The organism is Shinella sp., assembly GCF_049651085.1.
Taxonomy (GTDB): Bacteria; Pseudomonadota; Alphaproteobacteria; order Rhizobiales; family Rhizobiaceae; genus Shinella.
Map to the genome: position 1 here is coordinate 151,517 of NZ_JBASBL010000007.1, position 12,304 is coordinate 163,820.

10 protein-coding genes are annotated in these 12,304 nt (G+C 64.8%); 6 read left to right on the plus strand and 4 right to left on the minus strand.

The window, feature by feature from the left end:
* Positions 1 to 15: 15 nt before the first annotated feature.
* Positions 16 to 1,440: a methylmalonyl-CoA mutase family protein gene (locus tag WA950_RS04005; RefSeq protein WP_424550388.1), complete on the minus strand. Its 1,425-nt coding sequence runs from the start codon at positions 1,438 to 1,440 to the stop codon at positions 16 to 18.
* A gap of 209 nt (positions 1,441 to 1,649) precedes the next feature.
* Here WA950_RS04005 and WA950_RS04010 point away from each other — a divergent pair, with 209 nt between their 5' ends.
* On the plus strand, positions 1,650 to 2,429 hold the full coding sequence (locus WA950_RS04010) for a L,D-transpeptidase (RefSeq protein ID WP_424550389.1): 780 nt from the start codon (positions 1,650 to 1,652) through the stop codon (positions 2,427 to 2,429).
* A 30-nt stretch (positions 2,430 to 2,459) separates the two neighbouring features.
* Here WA950_RS04010 and purN read toward each other — a convergent pair whose 3' ends face one another.
* Together purN and purM are read right to left on the minus strand one after the other, a co-directional pair.
* Positions 2,460 to 3,128 (minus strand): phosphoribosylglycinamide formyltransferase, encoded by a 669-nt coding sequence (gene purN / locus WA950_RS04015; RefSeq protein WP_424550390.1) that lies wholly within the window; start codon positions 3,126 to 3,128, stop codon positions 2,460 to 2,462.
* Positions 3,125 to 4,198, minus strand: coding sequence for a phosphoribosylformylglycinamidine cyclo-ligase (gene purM / locus WA950_RS04020; protein WP_424550391.1), 1,074 nt, complete (start codon positions 4,196 to 4,198; stop codon positions 3,125 to 3,127). Before purM ends, purN begins: the two co-directional genes overlap by 4 nt.
* 246 nt (positions 4,199 to 4,444) lie before the next feature.
* Here purM and WA950_RS04025 point away from each other — a divergent pair, with 246 nt between their 5' ends.
* From WA950_RS04025 to WA950_RS04045, 5 genes are all read left to right on the plus strand, one after another.
* Positions 4,445 to 5,566, plus strand: a complete 1,122-nt coding sequence (locus WA950_RS04025; RefSeq protein ID WP_424550392.1) for an AI-2E family transporter — start codon at positions 4,445 to 4,447, stop codon at positions 5,564 to 5,566.
* 20 nt (positions 5,567 to 5,586) lie between these two features.
* The gene (hdaA, locus tag WA950_RS04030; protein ID WP_424550393.1) at positions 5,587 to 6,282 is read left to right on the plus strand and encodes a DnaA regulatory inactivator HdaA; all 696 of its coding nucleotides are present in this window, start codon (positions 5,587 to 5,589) and stop codon (positions 6,280 to 6,282) included.
* A gap of 158 nt (positions 6,283 to 6,440) precedes the next feature.
* On the plus strand, positions 6,441 to 8,654 hold the full coding sequence (locus tag WA950_RS04035; protein ID WP_424550394.1) for an RNA degradosome polyphosphate kinase: 2,214 nt from the start codon (positions 6,441 to 6,443) through the stop codon (positions 8,652 to 8,654).
* A gap of 11 nt (positions 8,655 to 8,665) precedes the next feature.
* Complete coding sequence (locus WA950_RS04040; protein WP_424550395.1) at positions 8,666 to 10,186, plus strand: Ppx/GppA family phosphatase; 1,521 nt, start codon at positions 8,666 to 8,668, stop codon at positions 10,184 to 10,186.
* An 8-nt stretch (positions 10,187 to 10,194) separates the two neighbouring features.
* Positions 10,195 to 10,788: a DUF922 domain-containing Zn-dependent protease gene (locus WA950_RS04045; RefSeq protein WP_424550396.1), complete on the plus strand. Its 594-nt coding sequence runs from the start codon at positions 10,195 to 10,197 to the stop codon at positions 10,786 to 10,788.
* A gap of 57 nt (positions 10,789 to 10,845) precedes the next feature.
* Here the strand turns inward: WA950_RS04045 and WA950_RS04050 are convergent, their stop codons facing one another.
* Positions 10,846 to 12,204, minus strand: coding sequence for an esterase-like activity of phytase family protein (locus WA950_RS04050; protein ID WP_424550397.1), 1,359 nt, complete (start codon positions 12,202 to 12,204; stop codon positions 10,846 to 10,848).
* Between the last annotated feature and the right edge of the window lie 100 nt (positions 12,205 to 12,304).

A 12,304-nucleotide genomic window follows, 5' to 3' on the forward strand; every position in this document is an offset into this window, starting at 1 on the left:
TCGCGGCGGTTCGCATCACGCGGCCTCCACGCTATCGGCCAGCAGCTGCGGGCGAAGACCGGATGTCGCAGCCGGGTCGGACAGCGGCCCGAGCACGGTGACCGGCCGCTCGTCCTTCAGCGCAAACAGCGTGGTGCCGACGATGGGTCTTGCCTTGCGCGCGGTGCGTGACGCCTCGACCATGGCCCCGATCTCGCCCGACGCGATGGCGGCGGCAAGGCCGCCCTTCTTCTCTATCTGCGTGAATATCTCCCAGGCCTTTTGCGCCAGCGCATCCGTCAGCGCCTCGATGCCGCCAGCGCCCGCGGCGGGATCGACGACATGGGCAAGGTTGCTTTCGGTGATCAGCACGACCTGCGTGTTGCGGGCGATGCGCCGTGCGAACGGGTCCGGCACGCCGAGCGCCAGCGTGTGCGGCAGCACGGTGACCTCGTCCGCCCCGGCGGTGCCGGCGGCGAAGACGGCGATGGTGTTGCGCAGGATGTTGGTTTCCGGGTCGCGCCGCGTCAGCATGCGCCAGCTCGTCTCGGCATGGATATGCGCCGGCTTCGGCCCGGACAGGCCGCAGGCGACCTGCATGCGGGTGTGGATCAGCCGTGCGGCGCGCAATTTCGCGGTGGTGAGGAACTGATCCTGATCGGCGGCAAGCGACAGGGTGGTCGCGGCGAAGACGTCTTCAGGGGCGATGCCCGCAGCATCGAGCAGGCGGAGGTTTTCGGCAAGCGCCGCCGCGACGATGGCTAGCTCCAGCGCCTCGCTTGCCCCGGCATTGTGCGCGAGCCGCCCGTCGGCGTTCAAGACCGTTCCGGAAAAGCCGAAGCCGATCAATGTCTTGACGAGTTCGGCGGAATCTCTTGCTTCACTGGAACCGCCGCTGAGCGCGGCGGTGAACGGATTGAGGCCGAAATGCACCGGCGCGGTGCGCGCGCCCGCCTTGTCGAGGGCATCGGCGAGCGTCGTCGCCAGTCCCCGATCGGCGAAGCCGGCTTCGAGGCGCAGCGAGAAAGGTGCGGCGGCGCGCGAGGCGGCGGTCTTGCCGAAGGCGGTGTCGCTCCTGGCCGCAATGCCGGCGCCATGCGCTGCGGCGCTGCCCGAAAAGACGAGGGCGATGCCGGTCGCGCCGTTTTCGAGGTCGTCGGCCATCTGCGCGCGGGCGCGGACAGGATCGGCATCGTCGCGGCGCTGGTTTACGGTCCAGGCATCGCCGGCATGGGGCGTGGCTGTATGGCTATGGGAGAGCGGCAAAGCGCCTTCCCGGCGGGGGTAGATCGGCCGGATGGCAATTCCGTCATCGCTGTGGGAGACGAGCGTTGCGTCGAAATCCGCGCCCTTCAGCGCCTTTTCCGCCAGCGCCCGCCAGACCGCTTCGTCGACGGGCGTAAAGCCCGCCTGCTTCAATATCCTCGCGTCCATCCCGTCGAGTACTCCGTTTTCCGGCATTTCTATCTATCCGGAATACAGCGTAAAGCTCCACTTTGGTAGCGTGACCTACAGACGACAGTGGATGCAAATTGCGGCGCGCAAGCTTGAGGTCAGCCGCATTTGCCACAATTAGGGCAGGGTTATGGACCTAGTTCGCCTTTCGTTAGCTAGTGATTCAGCCTCTTCGTTCATCCTGCCTTTCCGTCAAACGGATATCGATTGCCCCCATGACAGATACCGCGCTTTCCCGCCGCCGTTTCCTCCAGTTCTCCGGACTTGCCATGGCGAGCGGCCTTGCGGGCTGCAGCACCTCGTCCATGGATACGGACCGTTTCCGCGAGGAGACCCGTCCCTATTTCCGCAATCCTGCGCTGGAAGGCCGGCCGGAACAGTTCGACGGCAGGGGCCCGATAAGCATCTACGGCCAGACGCCGCCATCGGGCCTCTTGCCCGAATCCTCGCGCTACGCCTCGATGTATTCACAGGTCTACGATGGCGGCTATCAGGTGCCGGCCGTGCCCTACCAGCAGATCGATCCGCGCTTCTACCGGCAGGAGGTCGAAAGCCCCTTCGCCGAAAAGCCGGGCACGATCATCGTCGATACGGGCAACCGCTTCCTCTATCTCATCCTGCCGAGCGGGCGCGCCATGCGCTACGGCGTCGGCATCGGCCGTCAGGGCTTTTCCTGGTCGGGCCGCGGCGTCATCCAGTGGAAGCAGGCCTGGCCGAAATGGACGCCGCCGGACGAGATGATCAAGCGCCAGCCGGACCTTGCGAAATATTCCGGCGCCAATGGCGGCATGGCGGGCGGGCTCGCCAACCCGCTCGGCGCGCGCGCGCTTTACATCTTCCAGAACGGACAGGACACGCTGTATCGCCTGCACGGCTCGCCGGAATGGAAGTCGATCGGCAAGGCCGTCTCCTCCGGTTGCGTGCGCCTGCTCAATCAGGACGTCATGGATCTTTATGATCGTGTGAAGGGCAAGGCGCCGATCCTCGTCATCTGAGGACAGGCGCCGCTTGTTCGGCGCCCCTTGCTATCCCGCCGCCGGCGAGATCAGATGCGCGCCGTCCAGTTGCGGCAGGTCCATGGCCGAGACGGCCTTGCCGTCTTCCATGCGCACCTTGCCCTCGGCAACGAGGCGCAGCCCGAGGGGATAGGCGCGATGCTCGACGGTGAGCACGCGTCCGGCCAGGATATCCGACGTATCGCCCGGCAGGACCGGCACGGCCGCCTGCACGATCACCGGGCCTTCATCCATGCCTTCCGTCACGAAATGCACGGTGCAGCCGGCGATCCGCATGCCCGCGTCGATGGCGCGCTGATGCGTATGGAGGCCGGGGAAGAGCGGCAGCAGGGACGGATGGATGTTGAGGATGCGGCCTTCATAGCGATTGATGAACGTGCCCGACAGCAGGCGCATGTAGCCGGCAAGGCAGACGAGATCGGGCGAGAGCGCGTCGAGCGCCTCGAGGATTGCCGCCTCGTGCGCTTCCTTGCTGGCAAAATCCTTGCGCAGGAAGGCCCGGGTCGGGATGCCGAGCGCCTCGGCCTTCGCAAGGCCGCCGGCCTCTGCCTTGTCGGAGAAGACCGCGACGATCTCGGCCGGGTAGTCCGGCGCCTGCATTGCCTTCGCCAGCGCCAGCATGTTGGAGCCGCCGCCGGAAATGAAGGCGACGACGCGCTTGCGGGCCGCTGCGTTCATAGGGCGAGCGTGCCCTTGTAGATCGTGCCGGCGGCGCCTTCTTCGCGGGCGACCATGCGGCCGAGGTGGAAGACGCTCTCGCCTTCGCCCGAAAGCGCGGCGGCAACCATGTCGGCCTTGTCAGCCGGCACGACGGCGATCATGCCGACGCCGCAGTTGAAGGTGCGCAGCATTTCCGTGGCTTCCACGCCGCCCGTCCGGGCGAGCCAGGCGAAGACGGCCGGCGCCTTGATGGCGGAAAGGTCGATCTCGGCGGCGAGGTGCTTGGGCAGCACGCGCGGAATGTTTTCCGGGAAGCCGCCGCCGGTGATGTGCGCCAGCGCCTTGATCGCACCCGTCTCGCGGATCGCCTTCAGGAGCGGCTTCACATAGATCTTCGTCGGCGTCAGCAGTGCTTCGCCGAGGCTCTTGGCGGTGTCGAAGGGGGCGGGGGCGTCCCAGCCGAGGCCGGAAACCGTGACGATCTTGCGCACCAGCGAATAGCCGTTGGAATGCACGCCGGAAGAGGCGATGCCGAGAATGACGTCGCCTTCCGTGATGTCGCCGGCCGGCAGCAGCTTGCCGCGCTCGGCCGCGCCGACGGCAAAGCCCGCAAGGTCATAGTCGCCGTGCGAATACATGCCCGGCATTTCGGCGGTCTCGCCGCCGATGAGGGCGCATCCGGCCTGACGGCAGCCCTCGGCAATGCCTTCGACGATGGCTGCGCCCTGGTCGGGGTCGAGCTTGCCGGTGGCGAAATAGTCGAGGAAGAAGAGCGGCTCGGCGCCCTGTACCACGAGGTCGTTGACGCACATGGCCACGAGGTCGATGCCCACCGTGTCGTGGCGGTTCGCGTCGATGGCGATCTTGAGCTTGGTGCCGACGCCGTCATTGGCGGCAACGAGCACCGGATCCTTGAAACCTGCCGCCTTCAGGTCGAACAGGCCGCCGAAGCCGCCGATCTCGCCATCTGCGCCGGGACGACGGGTCGAGCGCACCGCCGGCTTGATCTTCTCGACCATGAGGTTGCCCGCGTCGATGTCGACGCCCGCATCGCTATAGGTGAGGCCGTTCTTTTCCGACTGGCTCATGCTATCGATCTCCTGGAGTGCCACGATTGGCTAGGGCAGCGGCAAGGCCGTGCATTTTCCGTGCGATTGGCATGATGGGGCCTCAAGTGCAAGCGCGATGCCGGGAAAACCGGCATTTTTTCACCGATTTACCCATGATGCCCACCCTTCGCGCCGCCGAGCCTTGACCAGTCTCGGCTACGCATCTTATCTCCGTCGGTAACGGCGGCGGTCCGGCGACCGGCCAGAACATACGGAAAGAGCACGATGGCAGCCCATATCAGCGGCGCGGGATTGAAGCGGCAGGTGGTCTTCTGGCTCATTGCGTTCGTCTTTTTTGTCCTTTTCCTCCTGGTGTTCAGCAATATCCTGCTGCCCTTCATTGCCGGCATGGCGCTGGCCTATTTCCTCGACCCGGTAGCGGACCGGCTGGAGCGCATCGGCCTCAGCCGCATGATGGCGACGGTGGTCATCCTCGTCGCCTTCGTCGTGCTCTTCGCGCTGTCGCTGATGATCGTCATCCCGCTGCTGGCCACGCAGGCGGCCGATTTCCTAGAAACGCTGCCGGGCTATGTCACCCAGCTCCAGGAACTTGTGGCGAGCTTCAATCCCGACCTGCTGCCCACCTGGATCAGCAGCCAGATGGGCACGATCAAGCAGAGCTTCTCGACCATCCTCGCGGAAGGCGCGGGCTTCCTCGGCACAGTGTTCAAGCAGATCTGGAACTCCGGCATGGCTTTGGTCAACATCGTCTCGCTGCTCGTCATCACGCCGGTCGTCGCCTTCTATCTGCTGCTCGACTGGGATCGCATGATCGCCAAGGTCGACAGCTGGGTGCCGCGCGACCATGTCGCCAATGTGCGCCAGATCGCTGCTGAAATGGACGCGGCGATCGCCGGCTTCGTGCGCGGGCAGGGCTCCATCTGCATCATCCTCGGCCTGTTCTACGGTATCGGCCTGTCCTTCGCGGGCCTCAATTTCGGCCTGTTGATCGGCCTGTTCGCCGGTCTTATCAGCTTCATTCCCTATGTCGGCTCGATGGTCGGCCTCGTGCTGGCGATCGGCGTCGCCGTCGTGCAGTTCTGGCCGGACTACTGGATGATCGTCCTCGTCGCCGTCATCTTCTTCGCCGGACAGTTCATCGAGGGCAACATCCTTCAGCCGAAGCTGGTCGGTTCGCGCGTGGGGCTGCATCCGGTCTGGCTGATGTTCGCGCTGGTCGCCTTCGGCGCGCTCTTCGGTTTCGTCGGCCTGATGATCGCGGTGCCGGCGGCGGCGGCCGTCGGCGTCCTTGTCCGCTTCGGCCTCAGCCGCTACCTTGACAGCGACCTTTATTACGGGGCGAGCAAGCCCGTTCTTCTCGAAGAGAGCACGCCGGACGGCGAGTAAGAGTGTACCCGAGCAGACCCATGACTTCGCGCAAGACCGCCGAACAGCTGCCGCTGGCCTTTGAGCACGACCCCGCGACGGGACGCGACGATCTGCTGATCGCCGAACCTGTCAATGCGGCGGTCGCGATGATCGACGCCTGGCCGCATTGGCCTGCGCCGGTCGTCATCATCGCAGGCCCCGTCGGCTCGGGAAAATCGCACCTCGCCGCCATCTGGCGCGAAAAGGCCGGCGCAACGCCCGTGGAGGCAAGGGCGGGGCAGGGCGCCGAGCAGGCGGCCGAGCTCGGCCCGGTTCTCATCGAGGATGCCGACCGCGCCGGTTTCGACGACCGCACGCTGTTCCACATCATCAACAATGTCCGCCAGCACGGCCATACGCTGCTCATCACAAGCCGGCTCTGGCCGATGTCCTGGCCGGTCGAGCTACCGGACCTGCGCTCGCGCCTCAAGGCGGCGACGGTGGTCGAGATCGGCGAGCCGGACGACGAATTGCTGTCGCAGGTCATCGTCAAGCTCTTCGCCGACCGACAGCTCTTCGTCGAGGAAAAGTTGGTCGCCTATATCGTCGCGCGCATGGAGCGCTCGCTGGAAGCCGCGCAGACGCTGGTGGAGCGCCTCGACCGTCTGGCGCTTGCCCGCGGCAGCCGCATCACCCGCACGCTGGCGCAGGAAGTGCTCGGCGAGATGATCGGCGGCGAAGATTTGGCGGACTGAGTGCGCAAACGCGACCGGAGTTTTCACCGCAAGCATTGACTGTCACAGTTCTGTCGTCAAACTGCGCTAAGCGCTTCGAGGAAAAGCAGAAATTGTTCTCCGTTCGAAACCGCGCCGGATATTCGGCCGGGCTGACGGCAAAGTGGGCGGAACCTTCAATGGATACAGCGACTTCTGATCTCTCCCAGGAAAATCCCGCCGAGAATGGCGCGCCGGAAGGGGAGACCGTTGATCTCGCCGCTCTGATGGCAAGCCCCGAGCGTTTCATCAACCGCGAGTTCTCCTGGCTCCAGTTCAACCGTCGCGTCCTTGAGGAAACGCTGAACACCGCGCATCCCCTGCTGGAGCGCGTGCGTTTCCTGTCGATCTCGGCGGCCAACCTCGACGAGTTCTTCATGGTGCGTGTCGCCGGCCTTGAAGGGCAGGTCCGCCAGGGCGTCGGTATCCGCAGCCCCGACGGCAAGACCTCGGCCGAACAGCTCGACGGCATCCTCAAGGAGATCGACAATCTCCAGATGGAACAGCAGGCATCCTTTGCCGTGCTGCAGCAGTATCTCGCCAAGGAAGACATCCTGATCGTCCGCCCGACGGCGCTGTCCAGCGATGACAAGGTCTGGCTGCAGCAGGAGTTCACCCAGTCGATCTTCCCGGTGCTGACGCCGCTTTCCATCGACCCGGCGCATCCGTTCCCCTTCATTCCGAACCTCGGCTTCTCGATCGGCCTCCAGCTCGAAAGCACCATGGGCAAGGAACCGATGACGGCGCTGCTGCGCCTGCCGGTGGCGCTCGATCGGTTCATCCGTCTGCCCGACGCCAAGGGCGCCATCCGCTACATCACGCTGGAGGATGCCGTTGGCCTCTTCATTGGGAAGCTTTTCCCCGGCTATATCGTGCGCGGCTCGGGCACCTTCCGTATCATCCGCGATAGCGATATCGAGGTGGAGGAAGAGGCGGAAGACCTCGTGCGCTTCTTCGAGACCGCGCTGAAGCGCCGCCGCCGCGGGTCGGTGATCCGCATCGAGACCGATTCCGAAATGCCGGAATCGCTGCGCCGTTTCGTGGTCGGCGAGCTCGGCGTGCCGGACAATCGCGTCGCCATCCTGCCGGGCCTGCTCGCCCTCAACATGCTGTCGGAGATTGCCAAGGCTCCGCGCGACGACCTGAGGTTCGAGCCCTACAATGCCCGATTTCCCGAACGCGTCCGTGAACACGCCGGAGACTGCTTCGCCGCCATCCGCGAAAAAGACATGGTCGTCCACCACCCCTACGAAAGCTTCGACGTGGTGGTCCAGTTCCTTCTCCAGGCTGCGCACGATCCTGACGTTCTGGCGATAAAGCAGACGCTCTACCGCACCTCCAACGACAGCCCGATCGTGCGTGCGCTGATCGACGCGGCCGAGGCCGGCAAGTCGGTGACGGCGCTCGTCGAGCTCAAGGCCCGCTTCGACGAGGAGGCGAACATCCGCTGGGCGCGCGACCTCGAGCGCGCCGGCGTGCAGGTCGTCTTCGGCTTCATCGAGCTGAAGACCCATTCCAAGATGTCGATGGTGGTGCGCCGCGAGGAGAACAGGCTTCGCACCTATTGCCACCTCGGCACGGGCAACTACCATCCGGTGACCGCCAAGATCTACACGGACCTGTCCTTCTTTACCTGCAACCCGACCATTGCCAGCGACATGGCGAACATCTTCAACTTCATCACCGGCTACGGCGAACCGGAAGCCGGCATGAAGCTCGCCTTCTCGCCCTATACGCTGCGCCCGCGCATCCTGCGTCACATCGACGAGGAGATCGCGCATGCGAAGAGCGGTGCGCCTGCGGCGATCTGGATGAAGATGAATTCTCTGGTCGATCCGGAGATCATCGATGCGCTCTACCGCGCCAGCCAGGCGGGCGTGGAGATCGATCTCGTGGTGCGCGGTATCTGCTGCCTGCGCCCGCAGGTGCCGGGGCTCTCCGACAATATCCGTGTCAAGTCGATCGTCGGCCGGTTCCTGGAACATTCCCGCATCTTCTGTTTCGGCAACGGTCACGGGCTTCCCTCGGACAAGGCGCTGGTCTATATAAGCTCCGCGGACATGATGCCGCGAAACCTGGACCGGCGCGTCGAGACACTTGTGCCTCTGATCAACCGGACTGTGCATGAGCAGGTTCTCTCGCAGATCATGTTGGGCAATCTCATCGATAACCAGCAGAGCTACGAGATTCTTGCGGACGGAACGTCCCGGCGCATGGAAGTGCAGCCCGGCGCCGAGCCGTTCAACGCTCAGCACTACTTCATGACCAACCCCAGCCTGTCCGGCCGGGGCGAAGCCCTGAAGTCCAGCGCACCGAAGGCGATCGCGGGCTGGCAAGGCCGCCGGAAGAAGTAAACTGGATATGCATGGTTGAGTCTGAAGCCCAGGGGCGTCTGCCTGGAATTGCCCCGGTGTCAGTCGTGGATATCGGTTCCAACTCGATTCGCCTCGTTATCTACGAGGGCATGAACCGCTCTCCCGCTATTCTCTTCAACGAGAAGGTCATGTGCGGCCTCGGCAAGGGGCTCGCCAGGACCGGCCGCATGGATGAGGCGAGCGTCGAGCGGGCGCTGGCCGCCCTGCACCGTTTCAGGGCCCTGTCGAAACAGGCCCGTGCCTCCACCATGTTCGCGTTGGCGACTGCCGCCGCGCGCGAGGCGGAAAACGGCCCCGACTTCATCCACAAGGCGGAAATGATCCTCGGCCAGAAGGTTCGCGTGCTGACCGGCGAGGAGGAAGCCTATTTCTCCGCGCTCGGCATCGTCAGTGGCTTCCACTATCCCGACGGCATCGTCGGCGACCTCGGCGGCGGCTCGCTCGAACTCAGCGACATTGCCGGCGGCATGATCGGCAAGGGCATCACGCTGCCGCTCGGCGGCCTGCGGCTGTCGGAAGCCTCCGGTGGATCGGCCGCGCAGGCGCGGATCGTCGCGCGCAAATACCTGCGCACCGCAAACCTGCTGAAGCGCGGCGAGGGCCGTGCCTTCTACGCCGTGGGCGGCACCTGGCGCGCCATCGGCAAGCTGCACATGGAGGTGCAGAACTATCCGCTGCACATGATGCAGGGCTACGAACTCGGCTTCTCCGACGCCATGGATTTCCTGACGGATATCGTCACGGCCAGGGAGCCGAAGGATCCGGCCTATGCGGCCATCTCCAAGAGCCGCCGCAACCTCCTGCCGTTCGGCGCCGTCGCCATGCAGGAGGCGATCGCCATCATGAAACCGTCGCGGATCTTCTTCTCCGCGCAGGGCGTGCGCGAGGGCTATCTCTATTCGCTGCTGCCCGAGCGGGAAAAGGCGCGCGATCCGCTGCTGTCGGCGGCGAGCGAACTGGCCATCCTGCGTGCCCGCTCGCCGGAACATGCGCGCGAACTGGCCGAATGGACCGGCCGCATGATGCCGCTCTTCGGCATTACCGAGAACGAGGAGGAGCGGCGCTACCGCGAGGCGGCCTGCCTGCTCGCAGATATCAGCTGGCGGGCGCATCCCGACTATCGCGGCCTGCAGGCGCTGAACCTCATCGCGCACGGCACCTTCATCGGCATCACCCATCCCGGCCGCGCCTTCATCGCGCTGACCAACTATTACCGTTTCGAGGGGTTGAACGACGATGCCGTCAGCAGTTCGCTGGCGGGCGTCGCGACACCGCGCCTGCGCGAACTCGCCAAGATCGTCGGTGGCCTGCTGCGCGTCGTCTATCTCTTCTCCGCCTCCATGCCGGGCGTCGTGCCGAATATCGCCTTCCGCAAGTCGGAGGGGCCGGATACCGACCTCGAACTCGTCGTGCCGGCGGACTATAGCGAGCTTGCCGGCGAACGGCTCGATGGCCGTCTCCAGCAGCTTGCCAAGCTGACCGGCAAGAAGCTCGCTTTCCGGTTCCTGTGAGGCGCGCCATGCGGACCCTGCCGACGCTCGCCTTCATTGCCGGCCTGTTCGTGGCAGGAAGCGCTGCGGCTGACGGCTGGCAGGCGGTCGAGCGCGTCGAGCCCTACACGGTGCAGGGCACGACGGGCCTGGAAATCTACCAGTCGATTGGCGAACGCGGCCCCAAGCTCGGCGTCGCCCGCGTCATCGCCCATACCGGCTTCAAGCTCACCTGGACGCGCAAATACGAGCGGCAGGGCAATGCCTGCGTGATCACGGTCAACAAGCCGAAGCTGATCATCACCTACACCCTGCCGAAGCTGAAATCGAAGCTTTCCGGGCCGCTGCAAAGCCGCTGGGAAACCTTCATTTCCGGGGTGACCGCGCATGAAAAGATCCACGGCGACTTCATCAGGGACATGGTGAAGGAGATCGAGGCGATGAGCGTCGGCATGACGGTCGAGAACGACCCGGACTGCAAGAAGATCCGCCCGCAGCTCCAGGCGCGTCTCGGCGAACTCTCGCAGGCCCAGCGCGCCCGCAGCCGCGATTTCGATCAGGTCGAACTGAGCGAGGGCGGCAACGTGCACCAGCTCATCCTGCAGCTTGTCGATCCGCGGTAGATATGGCGGGCCATTGAAAAGAGACGGCAGCGCCCGAAGACGCTGCCGCTGGCCTGATCACTCGGCTTTCAGAAGCTCACCCACTTCGAGCAGCACGAACTCGTTGTCGTCTGCCTTGTCGAGTGCGCGGCCGGCCGAGAAGGGCAGGTTGTTGTCGTTGCCGACGATGATGTGGGTTTCGTCCACGCGGTCGACATTCTCGATCGTCAGGAACGGCATGTCGTAGAACCCGTCGCCGCCGCCCTGGCGCTTCCTGTTGTCCGGGTCGGCGATCTTCAGAAGATCGATATATCCGATCTTGCGCACGGCCTTGCCGACGTTCTCCTCGGTCATGGCGATCTTGTAGATGCGCTTGACCTTGGAGGCGGGTGCGAAGCAGTCCGGCTTCGGGTCCTTCGGATCGGCGCAGGCCTTGTCGGCCGTGCCGACGCCGTTGTCGCGCTCGATCACCAGCGCCGTGGTTTCGTCCAGCATGTTGAAGTCGCCGATCGCCTCGCCGCCTTCGGCGAGCGGATAGAGCCAGCTGCGGCCCGTCCATGCCTTGGAAGCGACGTCGAGTTCGATGATGCGCAGCGCCGGGCGGCCGTCCGCCTGCTCGACGCTCTCGCTGTCGACCCAGAGCGGGCCTTCCAGCAGGCCGTAGAGCTTGCTGCCGTCCTTCGACATGGCAAGGCCCTCATAGCCGCCGGAGCGCTTGAGGTTGAAGGCGGGCATCTTCTTGGACGGGTCCGCCTGGACGGCAAGCGTCGGGTTGTCCGGCGACGTGACCGGCTTGTCGTCGACTTGCGTGCCGATCACGTCGGTCAGCTTTCCGGCAAGGTCGAACTTCAGGATGTAGGGGCCGAATTCCTCGCCGACCCAGAAACCGTCTGCCACCGGCTGGATGGATTCGACGTCGAAATCGCCGCCCGTGAGATAGCGCGTGGCCGCGCCTTCCATGACGATGGGGAAGGGCGCCTTCTTGTCCAGATCGGAAAGGAAGACGGTGGTGATCGGCTCCATCGTGCCCTTGTCCCAGTCGAAGCGGACGTGATGGAGCATCAGCATGGCGTCGGTCGAGTTCAGCTTGTTGCCGAAGCCGTTGTCGGAGAGCGTCCAGAAGGTGCCGTCCTGCATGGCCTTGATGCCGGAAAAGCCCTGCATCGGCTGGCCGTCGAAGGGCAGCGAAAGGCCGGTCTCGCGCACGCCGTCCTTGCCCATGACGGTGCCGAGCGCTTCGGTGCGCTTGCGGTCCGCCGTGGTGAACTTGCCGGAGGTCTTGAGGTAGTCGGCAGCGTCCGCCGGCGCGGCGATGATGGTGTTGGCCGGCAGGATCGCATGGGCCTTCAACTTGGCCGGAAACTCCTGTTCCGCGGCAAGGGCGGTGGTCGTCATCAGAAGCGCAAGCGCGGCGGTGGTGAAAAGATGTTTGGTCATACTATCCCCATGGGTTGGCAAAGCGACGCCAGTTGATAGGACCCGCAGATGACCGCTGCTTGACAGTTGGATATCGCTTTCGTGACGGGCCTCGGGGTCA

Excerpts from the sequence above, each read along its gene's own strand:
- WA950_RS04050 (WP_424550397.1), bottom strand. The coding sequence starts at position 12,204 with ATGACCAAACATCTTTTCACCACCGCCGCGCTTGCGCTTCTGATGACG.
- WA950_RS04025 (WP_424550392.1), top strand. The coding sequence starts at position 4,445 with ATGGCAGCCCATATCAGCGGCGCGGGATTGAAGCGGCAGGTGGTCTTC.
- purM (WP_424550391.1), bottom strand. The coding sequence starts at position 4,198 with ATGAGCCAGTCGGAAAAGAACGGCCTCACCTATAGCGATGCGGGCGTC.
- WA950_RS04005 (WP_424550388.1), bottom strand. The coding sequence starts at position 1,440 with ATGCCGGAAAACGGAGTACTCGACGGGATGGACGCGAGGATATTGAAG.
- WA950_RS04045 (WP_424550396.1), top strand. The coding sequence starts at position 10,195 with ATGCGGACCCTGCCGACGCTCGCCTTCATTGCCGGCCTGTTCGTGGCA.
- hdaA (WP_424550393.1), top strand. The coding sequence starts at position 5,587 with ATGACTTCGCGCAAGACCGCCGAACAGCTGCCGCTGGCCTTTGAGCAC.
- purN (WP_424550390.1), bottom strand. The coding sequence starts at position 3,128 with ATGAACGCAGCGGCCCGCAAGCGCGTCGTCGCCTTCATTTCCGGCGGC.
- WA950_RS04010 (WP_424550389.1), top strand. The coding sequence starts at position 1,650 with ATGACAGATACCGCGCTTTCCCGCCGCCGTTTCCTCCAGTTCTCCGGA.
- WA950_RS04035 (WP_424550394.1), top strand. The coding sequence starts at position 6,441 with ATGGATACAGCGACTTCTGATCTCTCCCAGGAAAATCCCGCCGAGAAT.
- WA950_RS04040 (WP_424550395.1), top strand. The coding sequence starts at position 8,666 with ATGGTTGAGTCTGAAGCCCAGGGGCGTCTGCCTGGAATTGCCCCGGTG.